The organism is Allobosea sp. 01N443 (genome assembly GCF_056399325.1).
In genome coordinates this window covers 38,523-58,410 of the sequence record NZ_JBFTRC010000012.1, presented here as the reverse complement: position 1 = coordinate 58,410, position 19,888 = coordinate 38,523, and the positions used below count along the sequence as shown (strand labels likewise).

The window sequence follows — 19,888 nt, the reverse complement described above, 5'->3', positions numbered from 1 at the left end:
GGATCAGGTAGGACAAGGCCGGTGTCATGCGGGCGACCAGGATCAGGATCGCGAACTTCGTCGCCTTGCCGCGGGCGATGCCGTAGCCCGCTGGCACGCCGACCCCGAGCCCGATCAGCACAGCCCCGCCCGTAACCAGGATCGAATTCCAGAGATAGAGCGCGAAGTTGTTCTTCTCGAAGACGTCGAGATAGTTCGCCAGCGTCGGCGGGTTCGGGATGAAGACCGGCGGGAAAGCGGTGTTGTCGAGTTCGTTCTTGAACGAGAGCGACAGCATCCAGAGGAAGACGAGGACGGCCGGCGAAACCAGTACGAAGACCGAAAGCGCAAAGCCGATCTTGGAGGCGAGCCGCTTCATTCCGCGTTCCACTTCGACTTCTGGCGCGCGTAGAGCAGCAGCAGCGAGAGCATGATGATGATGACGAAGAAGATCACCACCACGGCCGAGGCGTAGCCGATCTTGTAGAACTGGAAGGCCTGCAGATAGAGGAAGATGTTGAGCGTTTCGGACGCCGTACCCGGCCCGCCCTGGGTGATCACGAAGATCGTGTCGAAGGCCTTCAGCGCATCGATGGTGCGGATCACGATCGCCACCATGATGAAGGGCCAGACCAGCGGCAGCGTGATGTGGCGGAACATGTGCCAGGAATTGGCGCCGTCGATCAGCGCGGATTCATAGGGTTCCTTCGGCAAGCCGGCCAGACCGCCGAGCACGATCAGCATGACGAGCGGCGTCCAGTGCCAGACTTCGACCAGGATCAGCGTCGGGATCACGGTATGGGGGTCGTAGACCCAGGGCTGGGGTCCAACCCCGACGAGCGATAGCAGGTAGTTCAGCACGCCAAGCTGCGGGTGGAACATCATCGTCCAGACCAGTGCGACAGCGACGGGCGTCGCCATCATCGGCATCACGAAGATGGTGCGCAGTAGCCCCCGGAACGGGAACTCGCGGTGGAAGACCAGGGCCGCCGCCGTGCCGAAGACGATCGGCAGCACCACGGCGAGGACCGTGAAATAGGCGGTATGCCCCATCGATTCGAGGAAGCGCGTATCGCGCAACAGCTCCGAGAAGTTCTGCAGGCCGACGAATTCGGGGCCTCCGCCGATCTTCCAGTCATGGCCCGACATATAGAGCGTGAACAGCCACGGGAAGACGATCACCCCGAGGATGACCAGCACGGCGGGCAACGAGAACAGCCAGTAGCGCGGCGTAAAATCCGCTGAATGTCTCGCAGGCAGCACCTTGGGCGTCGCGAGATCCGCTGGCATGGCGGTTGAGTTGGTCATGCTCTGCGCTTTGCTGAAAACGGTTTGTCATGCCCGCCCTGTGGCGGGCATTCGCGTCGTGAACATCGCCCTCCCCGAACGGGGAAGGCCATCATGGCCAGGGCATGCCCGGCCATGATGGTGATGGTCGTCAGCCCTGTTCGCTCTTGACCAGGACCGGCGCGAAGGTTTCGGTCGCCTTCTTCAACTCCGCAGCGACATCGGCACCGCCGAGCGCATTGGTCAGCGCCACGCCGAAGACATCGCGGAATTCGGTCACCGGAACGATCTGCGGCAGCGCAGCGCGGGCGACCTTGGCTGAACCCAGCAGACACTCGAAATATTGCTTGCCGAATTTCGACTGCGAGATGGTCTCGGTGTCGAGATAGGCCGAGGCACGCCCGGGCGCTCCGGCGCCGGCCTTGAGCATCGCGATCTGCTGCGCCTTGCTTGTCATGAACTGGAGATAGAGCCACGCGGCCTGCTTCTTCTGCGAGCCGCGCGAAATGCCCATGCCATCGGCGAACATCCCGGCATGATGCGCCTTCGGCCCGGGCGGCGTGATGCCATAGCCGACCTTGCCGACGATACGCGACTTCGTCGGGTCCTCGAGCGGCGTGGCAAAGCCGATGCCGTCGAGCCACATCGCGGCGCGACCCTGCATGAAGGTGGTCTGGCATTCATTCCAGTTGAAGCCGACCTGACCGGCCGGGCCGGTCTCCTTGTTCAGCTTCTTGTAGAGTTCGCCGGCCCAGGCCGCCTCGGGCGTATCGGTGAGCAGCTTGCCCTGGGGCGAGGTGGTCTCGATGCCCTGGCCCAGCAGCAGGCTGGCCCAGACCGGGACGTTGGCGTTCTTCAGGCCGCGCGAGACGAAGCCTGCGATGCCCTTGGCCGGATCATGCAGCTTGGCCGCGACCGTGGCGATCTCGTCCATCGTCTTGGGATAGGCCACGCCCTTCGCGTCGAAGAGCTCCTTGTTGTAGTAGATCATCCAGTAATCGACGAAGAACGGGATCGTATCGAGCGATCCGTCGGCCTGGCGCGCATAGGCGACCGGTCCCGCGCCAAAATCATCGAAGTTGAAGTCCGGCGAGGTCAGCGAGGCGTCCTTGATGAAGGGCGTCAGATCCTCGAACCACTTGCCCTTGGCGGCCATGCGCTTCTGCACATGCAGCGAGATGCCGCTGACGTCGAAGCTCGGCTTGCCCGAGGCAAACTCGATTACCGCCTTCTGGCGCTGCTGCTGCTCCGGCACCTGTTCGGCCGAGACCTTGATTCCGGTGAGCTCGGTGAACTCCTTCTCGGCCGCCTGCATCAGGTCGGAACGCGGGTTCTTCACCAACAGCACATCGATCGTCGTGCCGGCAAAGCGCTTCCAGTTGAAGGCGGCCTGCGCATGGGCTTCGCGCAGAACCATCGGCGAACCGACGGCGCCCGCCGCGCCCAACGCTGCGGCCCCGCGCAGAAGCGCGCGCCGGCTCGGCTTCAGAATGCTGTCTGTCATGACTGTCCTCCCTGTGGACGCGGATTGCGGCCCGTTGACGAGCCTGCCTGTTTATCCGGCTGTGCGCCGGTCCCGTCGAGACTTTGCCCTTCGGATCCGGCGCTGACGCTAATCGCGTTCGAGGTCGGTTGCAAGCTGACATGTTGGCGTGCACATAGTCACTGCAGCACATTCCTGGACCCGCATCCATGCCCGCAATTGCGCCGCCCCTCCCCTCGCGAAACCTTGGCCGCACCGGACTGAAGGTCTCGATACTCGGCTTCGGCGGGGCGCCCCTCGGTGATCTCTATGCACGGCTCGACGAGGCTCAGGCCGTCGCAACGGTAGAGGCTGCCGTCGCCAGTGGTGTCACTCTGATCGATACCTCGCCACTCTATGGTCACGGATTGTCCGAGCATCGCATCGGTGCGGCATTGCGCCGGGTCGACCGCGAGAATGTGCTGCTCTCCAGCAAGGTTGGCCGCGTCGCACAGCCCTTCATGGGGCGCGGCAACGGCTCGGGCTATCTGGGCGGCCTGCCGCATGGCATGCGTTTCGACTATTCCTATGACGGGACCATGCGCTCGCTCGAACAATCCGCCCTCCGGCTGGGCATGGACCATATCGATATCGTCCTGATCCATGACGTCGACATCTGGACCCATGGCGCGGACGCCATCGAGAACCGGTTCTTCGAGGCAATGGCCGGCGCCTACCGCGCGCTCGACAAATTGCGGGCGGCCGGTACGGTCAAGGCGATCGGAGTCGGGGTCAATGAAGCGGAGATGTGCGAGCGCTTTGCCCATGCCGGCGACTTCGACACGATGCTGCTGGCCGGCCGCTATTCGCTGCTGGAACAGCCGGCGCTCCTATCCTTCATGTCGATCGCGCAGAAGAAGGGCATTGGCCTGATGCTCGGCGGCGTCTTCAATTCCGGCATCCTGGCCACCGGCCCCGTCGCTGGCGCCAAGTACAATTACAAGCCGGCTCCGCCCGAGATCCTCGCCCGGGTTGCCGCCATCGAGACGATCTGCCGGCGCCATGAGGTGCCACTGCGCCGTGCGGCGCTGCAGTTCCCGCTGGGCCACCCCGCCGTTTCCAGCGTCGTCATGGGAGCGGTCTCACCCGCGGAGGTCGCCGACCAGCTTGCCGAAATCGCCGCGCCGGTTCCGTCCGAGCTCTGGAGCGCGCTCAAGGCCGAAGGCCTGCTCGGCGCTGACGTTCCTGTACCGGAATAGCCCGATGCGGATCGACGCCCATCAGCATTACTGGCGGCTCTCACGCGGCGACTATGGCTGGCTGACCCCGGCACTGGGCCCGATTCATCGCGACTTCGGTCCACCGGACCTGGCGCCGCTGCTGGCACGGCACGGCATCGCGCGCACCATCCTGGTCCAGGCCGCGCCGACCGAGGCAGAGACGGCATTCCTGCTCGGCATCGCAGAGCACGACCAAAGCGTCTCCGGCGTCGTCGGCTGGTGTGATTTCGATGCGCTCGATGCGTCCGAGCGGATTGCCCGCCTGAGCGGCAATCCGCTGCTGGTCGGGCTCAGGCCCATGGTCCACGACATTCCCGACGAGAACTGGCTGGCCCGCCCTTCCCTTGCGCCCGCCTTCGCAGCGGTGGCAGCCCATGACCTCGTCTTCGACGCGCTGCTGCGACCGCAGCACATTGCGCCACTATTGGCCGTTCTCGATCGACATCCGACGCTCGCCGTCGTTGTCGACCATGCCGCCAAGCCGGATCTCATCAGTGGGGAGATCGCGAATTGGCGCGAGGATATCGCCGCAGTCGCCGCGCGGCCCCAGACCTTCTGCAAGATCTCCGGCCTCGTCACCGAAGCCTCGGCCGGCTGGACGACCGAGACCCTGCGCCCGGCCGTTTCGCATCTGCTCGCCGTCTTCGGTCCCGATCGCCTGATCTGGGGCAGCGACTGGCCCGTCGTCACCTTGCGAGCCGACTATTCCCGCTGGTTCGAAACCGTCGCGGAATTGCTGGCGCCCCTGCCCGAAGCCGATCGCGCCGCGATCATGGGCGGCAATGCCCAGAGGCTCTATCTCTCCCACCGAGGACGCAACTGATATGCTGAAGGGCATCGACCCTCTCTTGAGCGCCGATCTGCTCTGGGTTCTGGCCGCGATGGGCCATGGCGACGATCTGGCCATTGTCGATGCCAATCATCCGGCCGATACCGTTGCCAGCGCGACCGCCAGCGGAAGGCTGATCCGACTGCCCGGCCTTTCGATGGCCCGCGCGACCCGCGCCATCCTCTCCGTCCTGCCAATCGACGATTTCGAGCCCGGCTCGCTGCGTCGCATGGAGGTTGTCGGCAAGCCTGACGAGATCCCGCCGGTCCAGGCCGAGGTTCAGGCCGAAATCGACCGCGCCATGGGAGAGCCCGTGCCATGCCTCGGCATCGAGCGTTTCGCCTTCTATGCCGCGGCGAAGGCGAGCTTCGCTGTCGTCCAGGTCGGCGACCCCCGGCCCTATGGCTGCTTCCTGCTGCGCAAGGGCGTCATCGCGGGGCTTCCAGGCTGAGCCCGCACGAGGGTTGGCAAGCACGCCTGCACCGCTCAGGATCGTGACGCCGTCGGCGCAGCTTCGACAGACTGCGCTGACGTGCCTGGAGGATGGCTTCATGGCCCTCGCGAACGCCCATATCGGCACGACGAATTTTGCGACGACGATCAGAATGGGCGGCCGGACGCTGGTTGCCGACGAACCGGCTGCCTTGGGCGGAGCCGATGCCGGGCCAGCGCCCTATGACCTGCTGCTCGCCAGCCTCGGCGCCTGCACGGCCATCACCTTGCGGATGTATGCCGAGCGCAAGCAGTGGAGCCTTCAGGCTGTCGATATCGATCTGCACCACGTCAAGGTCGAGAATCGTTCGAAGATCGAACGTGTCATCACGCTGACGGGCGATCTGTCTGAGGATCAGCGGATGCGCCTCGCCGATGTCGCCGAGCGTACACCCGTGACCCTGACGCTGAAGGCCGGCGCCGATATTGCGACAAGACTGTCGGACGGTTGACACCCTCGTTTGTCCGTTTCCGTTCCGGCACCCACGCCGCTAGAAGAACCACGCTGAGCGATCGGTCACGCCCGTGCGCCCATGGCACGATCCGATTCAACCGAGCCCCKCCTGCTGCGAGCCTGCCCATGCCTGACACTCTCCTCTATCTCGCCGAAGCCGACATCGCCGGGCTCGAACTCGATCCGGCGCTCGCCCGCGCGGCGGTGAAGACGATCTTCAAGGCTCATCACGACGGCCAGACGCTGAGCAAGCCCAAGCTTGCGCTCGATATCGGCCCCGGCCACGCCTTCCAGTCGCTTTGCGCGGCCTCGCCCGCGATCGGCATGGCAGCGACGAAATGGCTCGGCATGGCGCCCGCCGCGAATGAAGCGGGCACGCCCGGCATCCACGCCATGATTGCACTCAACGACTATGCATCCGGCACGTTGCTGGCCATCCTCGATGGCAACCTCGTCACGGCGATCCGCACGGCGGCCATGTCCGCGGCCGCGGGCGCGTTCCTGGCACGGCCGGAAAGCCGCACCATCGGCTTCATCGGCTGCGGCCTGCAGGCTCGCTCGCATCTTGCCGCGTTCAAGTCCCTGCTGCCCGGCCTGACCGAGCTTCGCGCTTTCGGCCGAAGCCGCCGCACCACCGACGTCTTCATAGAGCACGCCCGCGACCAGGGCCTTGCGGCGAAGGCCCATGATGACGCCAGCGACGTCGTTCGCAGCAGCGACGTGATCATCACCTCCGTGCCCATGCAGCCCGGTTTCGCGCCCTTCCTCGATCCTGCCTGGTTGAAGCCGGGGGCCTTCGTTGCGGCCGTCGACGTCGCCCGCAGCTGGCTGCCGGATGGCTTGCGCAAGCTCGACCTCTTGGCCACCGACGATCACCAGCAACAGGCGGAGAGCCCACCGATCGCTCGGGATGTCGGCCCGCTCGGCACCTTCGATGCCGACCTGACGGAACTTGCCGGCGGGGTCCGGCCCGGACGCCTCGACGCGGAGCAGCGCGCCATGTTCATTTTCCGCGGCTTCGCGCTCGCCGATCTCGCCGTGGCGGCTACCGTCTATCGCGCGGCCGTGGCCAGGGGAGCCGGCCTGCGCCTCCCGCGCTGAGACTGCGTCTGCAAACAGGAAGACAAGGCAACGGAGCTCTGCTAGCGTCACATATTCATCCATAGGAATATGTGAGATCTTCAATGCTTGACCGGCGCGCCTTTACTCTCGGAGCCAGTCTGACGGCGGCGGCCCCGTTCTGCGGCGGTGCGGCACGAGCCCAGGTCGTGGCGCGGGCCGGGCTCGGCAAGGCCGAGATCCTGGTGCTGAGCGATGGGGGCTTCCAGCTGCCGCTCTCGATGATCGCGCGCGATACGCCGCTGCCCCAGCTCGAGGCGATGACCGGCAGCAAGGGGCCAGCCGAGACCGTGCTGAACGTCACCTGCCTGAAGCGCGGCAGTGAGACGATCCTGTTCGATTGCGGCGCCGGCGCGCACTTTCTTGCCGGCAGCGGCAAGCTCGCGGCAAGCCTGGAGGCCGCCGGTAYCGCGCCCGACAGTGTGAGCCATGTCGTCTTCACCCATTTGCACCCGGACCATCTCTGGGGGGCGCTCGACGAGTTCGACAGCCCGGCATTCCCGAATGCGACCTGGCTGGCGGCCCGCGACGAGGTGGCGTTCTGGACTGATGCCAAGGTCTATGAGCGTCTCTCCGAAGACCGGCACGCCTTTGCAGCCGGCGCACAGCGCGTCCTGAAGGGTCTCCAGGACGGGCTGAAGACCTTCGCCGCAGGCGAGGAAGTGCTGCCGGGAATCGCGGCTGTCGCGACGCCCGGCCATACGCCGGGACATGTCTCCTTCGAGATCAAGGACGGCAGCGACAGGCTGCTCGTGCTGGGCGACGCGGCGACGCATCCGGTCGCATCCTTCGCACATCCGGAATGGCGCCCAGCGTCCGATCATGACCCGGATCAGGCGGTCCAGACCCGCAAGACCGTGCTTGGCCGGGCCGCCGACGAGAAGCTGCGGGTGATTGGCTATCATCTGCCAAAGGGCGGGATCGGTACGGTCGAGCGCACCGGGCAGTCCTTCCGCTTCATCCCGTCCGCGGCCTGATCGGCGGAAGAACGCTCAATCGCAGCGACGGCGGCGCGCGAAGCGTTCGGCCAGCATCTCGCGCACCGAGCCCTCGACGAGAACTGCGATACCGATGCGGGCGCCGAGCATCATGCCGGCGACCGCCAGCGGCCAGGACAGCGCCATCAGCGAGCCGGCCGTGACGCCCTGCCCGATGGTGCAGCCCCCGGCGAGAATGCCGCCGAATCCCATCAGCGCACCGCCCGCCAGATGGCGGCGCATCTCGTGGTGATCGTCGAAGGCCTCCCAGCGGAACTCGCGATCGTAGAGCGCCGAGGCAAAGGCTCCGAGCATCACCCCCAGAATGGTGCCGACCCCGAAATCGAGGAACCCGATGGGGTGGGTCAGGACCGCGTAGAGCGCCCGGCCGATTGGCGAGACGAAGGTCAGGCTCTGCGGGCGCGGAAACGCGGCGAATTCGTCGATCGCCACACCTGTCGCCCACCAGCCTGCAACGACGCCGAACCCCAGCGTCAGCCCGGCCAGCAGCAGCCGCGGCGAACGCCGCAACCGAGGGTCAGCGAGCACAGCCAGTATCAGCACCAGGGCGGCGACGAGAACGATGGCAAGCCGCCAGTCGCCGAGACCGAACCAGGCGAGCAGTGAAGGCAGATCACCCTGCACTCCACCAGGTATCGGCAGGGCGACCGTCTCGAGCACATCGATTCGAAAGGAAGCCAGCATGCCGCGGAGCGTGGCATAGGCGACGGCACCGAAGACCATCATCACGATMAGGCTGCGCAGGTCGCCGCTGCCGAGACGAACGAGAGAGCCAAAGCCGCAGGTGCCGACCAGCGCCATGCCGATCCCGAAGACCGTGCTGCCGAGCAGGATCGAGAGCCAGGGCAGGGCCGAAGGCACATAGGTCGAGAGCCGGGGCGAAAGCCAGCCGAAGCCGACCAGAAGCTGCGTGCCCACGAGCGCAACGGCGAGCGCAAGCCCGAAGATGCGCAGGCGGCGCGTATCGCCACCCATCCAGGCGTCCTCGATCGCCCCGAAGGAGCAGAGCCGGGCACGCCGGGCAGTGAAGCCGCAAGCCGCGCCGATGACGACGCCGATCAGCGTCACGGCCCAGGTCGGCAGAGGTTCCATGATCGTCAGACGCCCCTGCCGGCCCCCATTTCAATCACGCAAGCGGTCCGTGCTCTCGGGACGGTTGCAGAAGATGTCGTAGATCACCGAGATGACCTGACGCACATCGTCATTGGCGAGGCTGTAATAGATCGCCTTGCCGTCGCGGCGGGTGGTGACCAACTGGTCGAGCCGCAGCCGCGCCAACTGCTGCGAAACCATCGGCTGGCGCAGCGAGAGGATGTTCTCAAGTTCCGTTACGGTGCGCTCGCGCTCGGCCAGCAGACAGAGCAGCAGGAGCCGGTTTTCGTGGGACAGGGCCTTCAGGAAATCGCTGGCCTTGCGGGCCTTGCGCATCAATTGATCGAGCTCGGCCGAGAATTCGGCACCGTCGCGCAGCTCGGCTTCAAGGGCCTTGGAGACAATCGCGCTCATTTTCGTTCCATTGTCGCGGACTGGCCGCGGGTTCGATGGCTGGGACTGTCCATGCCAGCAAGCATCTTGCCAAGCAAACCCCAGAATGCGTCGTCGCCGATATAGCCGGTGATCCGGCCGACCTCGCGCCCTTCATCCATCAGGACGAAGGTCGGCGTGAAGCGGACCGGTGCAGCAAGTCCAGGCTCATCAGCGCGGGTGGAACCGAGATCGACCCGCCTCAGCGGTGCTGCCTTGCCCTCCGGCGTGTTGGCATAGACAGGCGCGACCTCCCGGTCCCAGCGGGCGCACCAGATGCAGCCGTCGCGTTCAAACATCACCAGCTCTGCCGCCCGCAACGGCAGGGTGACAAGCGCCAGCCCCACCAGTGCTGCGAGGCCGGCATGCCAGCTCAGCCATTTCGCGATTGCTTTCATCCGACAAACATAGTCGTATTCATATGTTTAAACAATTGGCGGGTTGAACCTTGTTCGACATCTCGATCGCAGGGGCTTTCGCAGCAGGTCTGCTCTCCTTCCTGAGCCCCTGCGTGCTGCCCCTGGTGCCGCCGTATCTCTGCTTCCTCGCGGGTGTCGGCATCGGCGAATTGTCCGGCTCGGACGGCGCGCTGACGGCCGCGCAGCGTCGCCGCATCATCGCCATGGCCGCCGTTTTCGTGCTCGGTTTCGCCACCGTCTTCGTCGCACTCGGCGCCACCGCCTCGACCATCGGGACCTGGATCACCGCGCATTTCGACACGCTGTCCATCGCCGCCGGTGCAATCATCCTGGTCATGGGCCTGCATTTTCTCGGATGGCTGCGGATTCCTCTGCTCTACCGGGAGGCCCGTTTCCAGACATCCGCACGTCCCGCCGGCCTGCTCGGCGCCTATCTCGTCGGGCTTGCCTTCGCGTTCGGCTGGACGCCCTGCGTCGGGCCTGTGCTGGCGACGGTGCTGATGGTCGCGGGCGCCGAGGGCAGCGCCTCGCGCGGCGCGCTTCTGCTCGCATCCTATGCGCTCGGCATCGGCCTGCCCTTTCTGCTGGCGGCGGTCTTTGCCGGTCCCTTCCTGACCTGGCTCTCCCGCTTCCGCCGGCACATGGCCGTCATCGAGAAGACGATGGGCGCCGCACTCGTCGTGACAGGCTTGCTGTTCATCACCGGAATGATGCCGGCGCTCGCCGGCTGGCTGCTACAGACCATCCCGATCCTCGGCACGATCGGCTGAAGGGAGAGTTTCCATGCTGACCCGACGCAGGCTTCTCGGCTCTGCCCTCGCCGTCTCCTTCGCGCCTCAGACCCTCGCCGCCGCCAGACTCGGCGAGGACGGGCTCTACCAGCAGGACTGGTATCTCGAGAGCTTCCTCGACCTTTCCGAAGACATCGAGACCGCGACCCGCAACGGCAAGCGCCTCGCGATCATGTGGGGTCTCAAGGGCTGCCCGGCCTGCCGGCGAATGCATGAGGTACATCTCGCCGATCCCAAGATCGAAGGTTACATCAAGGCCAATTTCGAGGTGCTGCACCTCAACCATATCGGCGCCCGCGAGGTCACCGATTTCGACGGACGCAAACTGGGCGAGAAGGCGCTGGGCGAGGCCTATGGCGTGCGCTTCACTCCGACGATCCAGTTCATGCCCGAGAGCGCGGAAGGACTTGGCCAACGCAAGCCGCAAGCCCGCGAGGTCGCCCGCATGCCGGGACTGCTCGAACCACGCGATTTCCTCGCCATGTTCCGCTTTGTGCGGGAGAAGGGCTATGAGACAGCGCCCTTCCCGGAGTGGCTGAAGCGGCAAGGCGCCTGACGTTGGTCACCTCCAAACGCAATCATCCCGGCCACGGAAGAACCGAGGCCGGGATGACGTTTACTGCCGCTGGGCCTTGCCGCTACTTGTTCACCGGCGATTCCGGGTCGAACAGATAGGCCATCACGTCCTTGATCTGCTGTTCGCTCAGCACCTTGTTGGTGCCGAAGCGGGGCATGTTCGAACAGGGCACCACGGCCTGTGAATTATAGATCTTCGTGTAGGCGTCCTTGATCGCCTCGGCGTCGTATTTCCGGTCCTTGCCATAGGCGGCGAGGCTCGGGCCGAGCGTGCCGTAGCTCAGCTCCTTGGGATCGAGCTGGTGGCAGGCGAAGCAGTTGCCGCCGGCAATAGTGTCCGGTGGATCGGAGAACTGACCGCCGCGGCCGTTATTGGCGACCTTGTAGCCTTCCTTCCAGTTGCCGAGGAATTTGCCGTCGGCGGGATAGCTGACCCTGGCGAGTTCGCGCTTGGTGATGGCCTCCGCATCCGCGGACGAAACCTGATTGCGATGGACGTTGCACGCCGCCAGCGATTCATCCGGCGTGATGCGCGCCTGCCATTCCGCCGGCGCCTTGCCGAAAGTGGACTTCACATAGGCCTCGATCGTCGCCTGGCTGGGCTTGGCCGGCTTGTCCTGCGCAAGGGCTGGCGCACAGAGCACGAAGCTGCCCAGGGCGAGGGAGGCGAAAGCTGATCTGATCATCGGTTCAGTCCCCTCAGCGCTTGATCGAAGGCACATTGAGTTCACCGCCGGCCGCCTGCTTGTTCAGGAAGACGGTGAGCGCGGTCAGACTATCCGAGCCAAAATCCGGCACCGGCCAGCGCTGCTGCCGATAACAGTCCCAAAGGCGGTGCTGCATCGTGCGAAGCGCGCTCTGGGAGACCCGATAGGTCGGCCAGGTCGCCATCGTCGCCTGGGCAGYGGCCCCCGGCACGGACAGGTTGGGCAGGCCCTGAAGGCGGATGCGCTTGCCTTCCTCGGCGTGGCAGGTGGCGCAGGAGAAGTCCATCACGCCGCCGCGGCGATAGAACAGCTCCTCGCCGACAGCCGCCATTTCAAGTTCCTTGGCGTGCTTGAGCTGCGGCTCGAGCTTCATGCCGTTCGACTTGTTGGCGATGAAAGCCGTCAGGTCCTCGAGATCGGATGCCTTTCCGGGAGAGGAGAAGCGTCGCGACAGCACGTCCTTGGTGTCGAGCCCCTGGACCTTGTCCATGCACCAGAGCAGGCGCTGCTCCAGATCCATGACCTTGTCGGCATCCGCGAAATGGCGCGGCAGCCGCGCATAGGCTCCCTCCAGCTTGCCGGCGCCCTCGCCGAGATCGCAACCTTCCAGCGAGACATTCTTGGTGCCGCGCTTCGTCGTCCAGATCTCTTCGCCGCGATCGACTGCGAGATAACCCGGGTTGGAGAATGGGTCCGAGAGCATCTGGCGATAGCGCTCGATCTCCTTCTCGCTATCGTCCTGCGGCGGCGATTGTGCGGTCAGATGCCCGGCCGCGAGCGTCATGGCCGCGGCAAGAACTGCCGCGCCGATCACAGTGAGCTTCATGCCCTGCCCTTTCGTTTCCCCAGCCGGCCGCTTCATGCGACCTTCATTCCCGGCTTTCTTGATTTGAAAGCCTTTACATTCACAAAAAACAATATCACGATATGTCGAAATGATGTGCGACGGACGGTCGCGTCGTCAARAGCTAACCAGAATAATTCCAGGGAGGATGTCCGAATGGATTTTCAGCAAGCGGGGCTGTCGCGCCGTCACGCTCTCAAGGCGGGTGCCTTCGCCGCCGTGGCCAGCCTTCTCGGCGCCAAGCTCGCCTTCGCGGATGAAAAGACGGTCGCGGACGAACTGAAGAAGCTCTATGGCGACAAGCCCTTCGCCACGGGCAAGATCAAGCTCGATGTTCCCGAAATCGCCGAGAACGGCCTGGTCGTCCCGATCAATATCGAGATCGAAAGCCCGATGACGGACGCCGACTACGTCAAGGCCGTGCATGTCTATGCCGACGGCAACCCGCTTCCCGGCATCGTCAGCTACAGCTTCACGCCAGCCTGCGGCAAGGCCTCGGCCGCGACCCGCATGCGCCTCGCCCAGACCCAGAACATCGTCTGCGTCGCCGAGATGTCGAACGGCGCGCTGCATATGGCCAAGGCCAATGTGAAGGTCACGATCGGCGGTTGCGGCGGCTGAGACCTGCGCGTTCCAGCCCCGACAACGACAAGATCACGGTGAGGATACCCCATGAGCACCAAGCCCACCCCGCGGGTCCGCGTTCCCGCCAAGGCCGCCGCAGGCGAGATGATCGAGATCAAGACGCTGATCTCGCACGAGATGGAATCCGGCCAGCGCAAGGACGCCAAGGGCGAGACGATTCCGCGTAAGATCATCAACAAGTTCAGCGCGAGCTTCAACGGCAAGCCGGTTTTCTCCGCCGATTGGCATCCCGCGATTTCGGCCAACCCGTACCAGTCCTTCTTCTTCAAGGCGACGGAATCGGGTGAATTCACCTTCACCTGGAAGGATGATGACGGTTCCGAATACACCGCCAAGAACAAGCTGACGGTCGGCTGATGTCTCGCCGGCCGCGACCCGGCCGGTTGCTCGCATCGAACGGACAAGCGGGGCGAAACGTCCCCGCATGAGGGCGGCTGCGCGCCGCCCAAGGGTGGATCATGATCTCACGGCGCGATTTTCTTCAGGCAACATCGGCTGCTGCGGCCATCACGCTGGCTTCCGGATTGGGCCCGCTCGGCCGCGCAGCCGCGCAGCAGCGCCTGTCCCAGGCCGACATCCTGCGCTTCGACCCGCTCGGCACCGTGACGCTTCTCTACGTCACCGATATCCACGCCCAGCTCGTGCCGCTGCATTTCCGCGAACCCTCGATCAATCTCGGCGTCGGCGAGGCCAAGGGTCAGCCGCCGCACCTGACCGACGCGGAGTTCCGGGAGCATTTCAAGATCGCCACGGGCTCGGCCGACGCCTTTGCCCTGACCTCCGACGACTTCACCTCGCTTGCCCGTCAGTACGGCCGGATGGGCGGGCTCGACCGCATCGCGACGCTGGTCAAGGCGATCCGCGCCGAACGCGGAGACGATAAGGTTCTGCTGCTCGATGGCGGCGACACCTGGCAGGGCAGCTGGAGTTCGCTCCAGACCAGGGGCCAGGACATGGTCGACGTCATGTCGGCCCTGAAGACCGATGCCATGGTCGGCCATTGGGAGTTCACGCTCGGCGCCGAGCGCGTCAAGGAGATCGCGGAGAGCGCATCCTTTGCATTCCTCGCCCAGAACATTCGCGACAAGGAGTGGAACGAACCCGTCTTCAAGCCGCGCAAGGTCTTCGAAAAGGGCGGCGTCAAGGTTGCGGTGATTGGCCAGGCGCTGCCGCGTACCGCCATCGCCAATCCGCGCTGGATGTTCCCTGACTGGGAGTTCGGCATCCGCGAGGAGGAGATCCAGAAACAGGTCGAGGAGGCCCGTGCCGAGGGCGCAGCCATCGTCGTGCTGCTCTCGCATGACGGTTTCGACGTCGATAGGAAACTGGCCGCGCGGGTCAAGGGCCTCGACATCATCCTGACCGCCCACACCCATGACGCGATGCCCGGTGTGGTGCGCGTCGGCAATACCGCCCTCGTCGCCAGCGGCTCGCATGGCAAGTTCCTGTCGCGGCTCGACATCGCGGTGAAGGACGGCAAGGTCGCCGATATCCGCTTCAAGCTGATGCCGGTCTTCTCCGAAGCGATCACCCCCGATACCGAAATGGCGGCGCTGGTCAGGAAGCTCCGCGAGCCCTTCGCCGCCGACCTCGCCCGCGAGATCGGACGGACCGAGTCGCTGCTCTACCGGCGCGGCAACTTCAACGGCACCTTCGACGACCTGATCTGCGACGCCATGATGAGCCAGCGCGACGCCGAGATCGCACTCTCCCCCGGCTTCCGCTGGGGCGGGACGCTGCTTCCCGGCGAGCCGATCACCTGGGAGGCGATCACCAACGCGACCGCGATCACCTATCCCAACTGCTACCGCATGGAGATGACCGGCGCCCAGCTCAAGGAGATCCTCGAGGACGTCGCCGACAATATCTTCCACCCCGATCCCTATTTCCAGGGCGGCGGCGACATGGTCCGCATCGGCGGCATGGGCTACGCCATCGATATCGGCAAGCCGATGGGCAGCCGCATCTCCGGGCTGACGCATCTGAAATCCGGCAAGCCGATCGATGCGTCCCGGAAATACGTCGTCGCCGGCTGGGCCAGCGTCAACGAGGGCACGCAAGGGCCGCCGATCTGGGACGTGGTCCGCGACCATGTCGCCCGCACCAAGACCGTTTCGATCACGCCAAACGACGCCGTCAAGGTGACCGGCGCCTGACCCGCGCCATCCTCCCTGAACCCTCCCAATCCAGAGGAATCTGCCGCCATGACCTCCCCCCGCAACCGCGAAAGCCTGAGCAGGCGCCGCTTCCTCGGCGCGGCCGGAATGGCTGGCGCGGGGCTGGCCGCCTCGGCTACCGGTGCCCGCGCCGGGGCTCCCGACCCGCTGATCACCGACGTCCAGGACTGGAACCGCTATCTCGGCGAAGGCGTCGACAAGCGGCCCTACGGAATGCCCTCGCGCCATGAGAAACATGTCATGCGCCGGGACGTCTCCTGGCTGACGGCATCCCCGGAATCCTCGGTCAACTTCACGCCACTCCATGAACTCGACGGCATCATCACGCCGTCCGGCCTGTGCTTCGAGCGCCATCACGGCGGCATCGCCGATATCGAGCCGGCCAATCACCGCCTGCTGATCCACGGCCTGGTCGAAAAGCCGCTGGTCTTCACCATGGAGGACATCCGGCGTATGCCGCGGCAGAACCGCGTTTACTTCCTCGAATGCGCCGCCAATTCCGGCATGGAATGGCGCGGCGCGCAGCTCAATGGCTGCCAGTTCACCCACGGCATGGTCCATAACGTCATGTATACGGGCGTGCCGCTGAAGGCCCTGCTCGAAGAAGCGGGTGTGAAGTCGACCGCCAAATGGCTGATGCTGGAAGGTGCGGATTCCTCCGGCATGAACCGTTCGCTCGCGCTCGAGAAGGCGCTGGGTGACGTGCTCATCGCCTTCGCCATGAACGGCGAGGCGCTGCGGCCCGAGCAGGGCTATCCGCTGCGCGCCGTCATCCCCGGCTGGGAAGGCAATCTCTGGGTCAAGTGGCTGCGCCGCATCGAAGTCGGCGACAAACCCTGGATGGCGCGCGAGGAAACCTCGAAATATACCGACCTTCTTGCGGATGGCCGCTCGCGCCGCTTCACCTTCATCATGGACGCCAAATCCGTGGTGACCAATCCCTCGCCGCAGGCGCCGCTGAAGCACAAGGGGCGCAATGTGCTGTCCGGGCTGGCCTGGTCGGGACGCGGCACGATCAAGCGTGTCGACGTCACGCTCGACGGCGGCAAGAACTGGCAGAGTGCCCGCATCGACGGCCCCGTTCTCGATAAGTCGCTGACCCGCTTCTATGTCGATTTCGACTGGGCCGGCCAGGAACTGCTGATCCAGTCCCGCGCCATGGATTCCACCGGCTATGTCCAGCCGACCAAGGACGAGCTGCGCAAGGTGCGCGGCGTCAATTCCATCTACCACAATAACGGCATTCAGACCTGGCTCGTCCGGGCGAATGGGGAGACCGAGAATGTCGAGATCGCCTAAGCTCGCCCTGCTTGCGGGTTTCGCGGCGCTCGCCGTCGTCGCAGCCGGCCCGTTGATCGCGCAACCTCAGAAGCAGGCCCAGCCCAAGCCCGTGCCGCATGCCGCCGGCCAGCCCGCGCACGCGAAACTCAATCTCGGCCGCCTGGCGCTGCCGGAAGAGATCAAGGCCTGGGACATCGACGTGCGGCCCGACGGCATGGGCCTGCCGCCCGGCAAGGGCACGGTGAAGCAGGGCGACGAGATCTTCCAGACGCAATGCGCGAGCTGCCATGGCGAGTTCGGGCAGGRCAATGGCCGCTGGCCCGTGCTGGCAGGCGGCCAGGGCAGCCTGACCTCGGACCGTCCGGAGAAGACGATCGGCTCGTTCTGGCCCGATCTCTCCACCGTCTACGACTACATCCGCCGCGCCATGCCCTATGGCAATGCGCAGTCGCTCTCACCGGACGAGATCTACGCCCTGACAGCCTATCTGCTCTACCTCAACGACATCGTGAAGGACGAGGAGTTCGAGCTGTCCGATAAGAATTTCACCAGCGTCAAACTTCCGAACGCGTCGACCTTCTATGACGATGACCGCGAAACCACCGAGAAGGCGTTCTGGGGCAAGGAGCCTTGCATGAAGGACTGCAAGGCCGAGGTAAAGATCACCGGGCGGGCCGCCGTGCTGGATGTGACGCCCGATTCCAAGACCGCCCCCAAGGTGGATTGATGGGGACAGGCTGCGCCACCGCAAAGTGCGCATCCCGGGTGGCCCTGGCCGCCCTGGTCGGTTTTGCGGCGCTGATCCCCGTGATGTCCTGCGCACAGGCGGCCGGCGATCGCGCGCTCGGCGAGTATCTTTCGTCGGAATGCACYGCCTGCCACCAGACCAGCGGGCGCCATGATGGAGGAATTCCTGCCATCGTCGGCGTCCCCGTCGACCAGTTCATCGCACTGATGAACAGCTACAGGGACCGGCAGCGAGAGAACCAGGTGATGCGCACCATCGCCGGGCGCCTGAGCCAGGAAGAGGTCGAGGCGCTGGCAAGCTATTACGGCAGCCTCAAACCAGCTCCATAGACCGGAAGCCGGCGAAACCCGAGGGAGGGCCAAATGTCACATTCATTAGCGGACGCCACTCGTCGCAGCATGCTTCTCGCAGCGGCCTCCGGCCTTGCCGCAGCAGCAACACAAGCAGGGGCAGCGCCGCGTGACCTCAAGCTGACCGACCTTCAGAAGGAAGCCGATGTCGCCTGTGTCTATCATTGTGATTTCGGCGATCCGCAGCGCTTCGTTCAGATGCTGACCAACATCGCAAACCATTACTCTGCCTATGGTGCCGATCCGTTCGCCCTGCAGTTGGTCGTCGTCGCGCATGGACAGGGCGTGAAGTTCTTCCTGAACGACCTTACCGACACCAGCTGGCGCGACGAGGCCATGGTGCCCAAGATTTTCGAGCGGATCGAGGATGTCGCAAAGAACGGTCTCAAGGTTCATCTCTGCGAGATCACCTTCGATCGGCTGAAGCTCGACAAGGCCAAGGCGCGCGATGCCGCGTTTATCAGCTTCGTGCCGTCGGGCGTGGCAGCCGTGGCTGCGCTGCAGGCCAAGGGCTTTGGCTACATGAAGGTTGGATAGGCCCGCAGAAGGCCTGCCGGGATCAGGGATCACCGGGTTCACTGACGATAATGGGGAGAGAGAGATGCTGATCGATCGCCGTTCATTGGTTCTGTCCGGGCTGGCGCTCTCCGGAGCGACAACCCTTGGCGCCCCCGCAGTGCTCGGCCAGGCGAAGCCGCGCGTCGTCGTGGTCGGTGGCGGCGCGGGCGGTGCGACTGCAGCCCGCTACATCGCCAAAGACAGCAATGGCGCCATTGCGGTGACGCTGGTCGAGGAGAATGAGCGCTACCAGACCTGCTTTCACTCCAACCTCTTTATCGGCGGGTTCAAGAGCTATGACGAGCTCGTCCATGGCTATGACGCGCTGACGAAGAACAACGGCATCACGCTTGCGCGCGCCCGCGCCACCGCGATCGACCGCGACAAGAAAGAGGTCGTGCTCTCCACCGGCGAGCGCCTGCCCTATGATCGGCTCGTGCTCTCCCCTGGCATCGACCTCAAATATGATTCCGTCCCGGGCTGGTCGAAGGAGGCCGAGGAAGCGATGCCGCATGGCTGGAAGCCCGGCCGCCAGACCCGGCTGATCAAGGAGCGGCTCGATGCGGTGCCGGATGGCGGCCTGATCGTGATGATCACCCCGCCCAATCCCTATCGCTGCCCGCCAGGTCCCTATGAGCGTGCTTCGATGTTCGCCCATGTCCTGATGCAGACCGGGCGCAAGCAGGCGAAGATCGTCATCCTCGATCCGAAGGAGAGCTTCTCCAAGCAGGGCGTCTTCCAACCCGACTGGGAGAAACGCTACGGCACGATGATCGAGTGGCTCGGCCCCAAGGTGCATGACGGCATCAAGTCGGTCGATCCCAAGACCAACACCGTGGTGACCGGCTTCGAAACCTACAAGAACTGTGCCTTCGTCAATGTCATCCCGGCCCAGATGGCGGGCGCGATCGCGCGCGAGGCTGGACTTGCGCCCGCCGGCGGCTATTGCGCCATCGATCCCGCGACGATGAAGTCGGCAGCCGATCCCGCCATCTTCGTCCTCGGCGATGCCTGCATCGCTGGCGACATGCCGAAATCCGCCTTCTCGGCCAACAGCCAGGCCAAGGTCGCGGCCATGGTCATCCGCGGCGAATTGTCCGGGTCGCGCACCTTCCCGCCGCGCTACGTCAACACCTGCTGGAGCCTGGTCGACACCGACGACGCCATCAAGGTTGGCGGTCGATATGAGCCGAAAGACGGCAAAATCGCCGCTGTCGAGACCTTTGTCTCGCAGCCCGACGAGAGCGACGAGCTGCGCAAGCAGACCCAGGCCGAGAACATCGGCTGGTATGCCGGCATCACCGCCGACATGTTCACGTGATTGGCCCAGGCGCCGATTAGAAGCATTCTGAATTTCCCGCCGCGCGA

At 64.9% G+C, this 19,888-nt stretch carries 24 protein-coding genes; 16 read left to right on the top strand and 8 right to left on the bottom strand.

Annotated features, from left to right (window positions below):
- The 3 genes from AC1DRP_RS05820 to AC1DRP_RS05810 all read right to left on the bottom strand — a co-directional run.
- A partial coding sequence (locus AC1DRP_RS05820) for an ABC transporter permease family protein (protein ID WP_476768055.1) occupies positions 1–358 on the bottom strand: 358 nt, incomplete at its 3' end.
- Positions 355–1,269, bottom strand: coding sequence for a carbohydrate ABC transporter permease (locus tag AC1DRP_RS05815; RefSeq protein WP_441488347.1), 915 nt, complete (start codon positions 1,267–1,269; stop codon positions 355–357). The genes AC1DRP_RS05815 and AC1DRP_RS05820, both read right to left, overlap by 4 nt.
- Positions 1,270–1,417: 148 nt before the next feature.
- Positions 1,418–2,770: an ABC transporter substrate-binding protein gene (locus AC1DRP_RS05810; RefSeq protein ID WP_441506969.1), complete on the bottom strand. Its 1,353-nt coding sequence runs from the start codon at positions 2,768–2,770 to the stop codon at positions 1,418–1,420.
- A 188-nt stretch (positions 2,771–2,958) separates the two neighbouring features.
- Between AC1DRP_RS05810 and AC1DRP_RS05805 the strand changes: the two genes are divergently transcribed.
- From AC1DRP_RS05805 to AC1DRP_RS05780, 6 genes are all read left to right on the top strand, one after another.
- Positions 2,959–3,987, top strand: coding sequence for an aldo/keto reductase (locus AC1DRP_RS05805; protein WP_476768054.1), 1,029 nt, complete (start codon positions 2,959–2,961; stop codon positions 3,985–3,987).
- Between the two features lie 4 nt (positions 3,988–3,991).
- The gene (locus AC1DRP_RS05800) at positions 3,992–4,831 is read left to right on the top strand and encodes an amidohydrolase family protein (protein ID WP_476768053.1); all 840 of its coding nucleotides are present in this window, start codon (positions 3,992–3,994) and stop codon (positions 4,829–4,831) included.
- Between the two features lies 1 nt (position 4,832).
- Positions 4,833–5,288 (top strand): RbsD/FucU family protein, encoded by a 456-nt coding sequence (locus tag AC1DRP_RS05795; protein WP_476768052.1) that lies wholly within the window; start codon positions 4,833–4,835, stop codon positions 5,286–5,288.
- Positions 5,289–5,388: 100 nt separating this feature from the next.
- Positions 5,389–5,781, top strand: coding sequence for an OsmC family protein (locus AC1DRP_RS05790; protein ID WP_476768051.1), 393 nt, complete (start codon positions 5,389–5,391; stop codon positions 5,779–5,781).
- Between the two features lie 128 nt (positions 5,782–5,909).
- Entirely contained in the window at positions 5,910–6,884 is a 975-nt protein-coding gene (locus tag AC1DRP_RS05785; protein WP_476768050.1) for an ornithine cyclodeaminase family protein, read from the top strand.
- Positions 6,885–6,967: 83 nt separating this feature from the next.
- The gene (locus AC1DRP_RS05780; protein ID WP_476768049.1) at positions 6,968–7,879 is read left to right on the top strand and encodes an MBL fold metallo-hydrolase; all 912 of its coding nucleotides are present in this window, start codon (positions 6,968–6,970) and stop codon (positions 7,877–7,879) included.
- Between the two features lie 15 nt (positions 7,880–7,894).
- Here AC1DRP_RS05780 and AC1DRP_RS05775 read toward each other — a convergent pair whose 3' ends face one another.
- Genes AC1DRP_RS05775 through AC1DRP_RS05765 form a run of 3 tightly spaced genes read right to left on the bottom strand, consistent with a single transcriptional unit; the run spans position 7,895 to position 9,822 of the window.
- Positions 7,895–8,992, bottom strand: a complete 1,098-nt coding sequence (locus AC1DRP_RS05775) for a YeeE/YedE family protein (protein WP_476768048.1) — start codon at positions 8,990–8,992, stop codon at positions 7,895–7,897.
- Between the two features lie 30 nt (positions 8,993–9,022).
- Positions 9,023–9,406, bottom strand: coding sequence for an ArsR/SmtB family transcription factor (locus AC1DRP_RS05770; RefSeq protein ID WP_043238549.1), 384 nt, complete (start codon positions 9,404–9,406; stop codon positions 9,023–9,025).
- Positions 9,403–9,822, bottom strand: a complete 420-nt coding sequence (locus AC1DRP_RS05765; protein WP_441506962.1) for a thioredoxin fold domain-containing protein — start codon at positions 9,820–9,822, stop codon at positions 9,403–9,405. The genes AC1DRP_RS05770 and AC1DRP_RS05765 overlap by 4 nt, the downstream gene beginning before the upstream one ends.
- Before the next feature lie 50 nt (positions 9,823–9,872).
- Here AC1DRP_RS05765 and AC1DRP_RS05760 point away from each other — a divergent pair, with 50 nt between their 5' ends.
- Both AC1DRP_RS05760 and AC1DRP_RS05755 read left to right on the top strand, forming a co-directional pair.
- The gene (locus AC1DRP_RS05760; RefSeq protein WP_441488157.1) at positions 9,873–10,613 is read left to right on the top strand and encodes a cytochrome c biogenesis CcdA family protein; all 741 of its coding nucleotides are present in this window, start codon (positions 9,873–9,875) and stop codon (positions 10,611–10,613) included.
- A 13-nt stretch (positions 10,614–10,626) separates the two neighbouring features.
- Positions 10,627–11,190, top strand: a complete 564-nt coding sequence (locus AC1DRP_RS05755; protein ID WP_441488156.1) for a thioredoxin family protein — start codon at positions 10,627–10,629, stop codon at positions 11,188–11,190.
- Positions 11,191–11,272: 82 nt separating this feature from the next.
- Here the strand turns inward: AC1DRP_RS05755 and soxX are convergent, their stop codons facing one another.
- Both soxX and soxA read right to left on the bottom strand, forming a co-directional pair.
- A complete protein-coding gene (gene soxX / locus AC1DRP_RS05750) occupies positions 11,273–11,896 on the bottom strand; it encodes a sulfur oxidation c-type cytochrome SoxX (RefSeq protein WP_476768047.1) in 624 nt (207 codons plus the stop codon).
- A gap of 13 nt (positions 11,897–11,909) precedes the next feature.
- Positions 11,910–12,701 carry a sulfur oxidation c-type cytochrome SoxA gene (soxA, locus tag AC1DRP_RS05745; RefSeq protein WP_476768057.1) on the bottom strand — a complete coding sequence of 264 codons (792 nt, stop codon included), beginning with the start codon at positions 12,699–12,701 and terminating at the stop codon, positions 11,910–11,912.
- A gap of 216 nt (positions 12,702–12,917) precedes the next feature.
- On the opposite strand from soxA, the gene soxY reads away from it, so the two are divergent.
- From soxY to AC1DRP_RS05705, 8 genes are all read left to right on the top strand, one after another.
- Positions 12,918–13,382, top strand: a complete 465-nt coding sequence (gene soxY / locus AC1DRP_RS05740) for a thiosulfate oxidation carrier protein SoxY (RefSeq protein WP_441506959.1) — start codon at positions 12,918–12,920, stop codon at positions 13,380–13,382.
- Positions 13,383–13,433: 51 nt separating this feature from the next.
- A complete protein-coding gene (gene soxZ, locus AC1DRP_RS05735; protein WP_043238560.1) occupies positions 13,434–13,763 on the top strand; it encodes a thiosulfate oxidation carrier complex protein SoxZ in 330 nt (109 codons plus the stop codon).
- Between the two features lie 101 nt (positions 13,764–13,864).
- Entirely contained in the window at positions 13,865–15,562 is a 1,698-nt protein-coding gene (gene soxB, locus AC1DRP_RS05730; protein ID WP_441488153.1) for a thiosulfohydrolase SoxB, read from the top strand.
- Positions 15,563–15,610: 48 nt separating this feature from the next.
- Complete coding sequence (gene soxC, locus AC1DRP_RS05725; protein WP_476768046.1) at positions 15,611–16,882, top strand: sulfite dehydrogenase; 1,272 nt, start codon at positions 15,611–15,613, stop codon at positions 16,880–16,882.
- Positions 16,866–17,591, top strand: a complete 726-nt coding sequence (locus tag AC1DRP_RS05720) for a c-type cytochrome (RefSeq protein WP_476768045.1) — start codon at positions 16,866–16,868, stop codon at positions 17,589–17,591. Before soxC ends, AC1DRP_RS05720 begins: the two co-directional genes overlap by 17 nt.
- A gap of 38 nt (positions 17,592–17,629) precedes the next feature.
- The gene (locus tag AC1DRP_RS05715; protein WP_441488150.1) at positions 17,630–17,941 is read left to right on the top strand and encodes a c-type cytochrome; all 312 of its coding nucleotides are present in this window, start codon (positions 17,630–17,632) and stop codon (positions 17,939–17,941) included.
- Positions 17,942–17,974: 33 nt separating this feature from the next.
- Positions 17,975–18,499, top strand: coding sequence for a DsrE family protein (locus AC1DRP_RS05710; protein WP_476768044.1), 525 nt, complete (start codon positions 17,975–17,977; stop codon positions 18,497–18,499).
- 64 nt (positions 18,500–18,563) lie between these two features.
- Positions 18,564–19,841, top strand: coding sequence for an FCSD flavin-binding domain-containing protein (locus AC1DRP_RS05705; protein ID WP_441488148.1), 1,278 nt, complete (start codon positions 18,564–18,566; stop codon positions 19,839–19,841).
- The last annotated feature ends 47 nt before the right edge of the window (positions 19,842–19,888 follow it).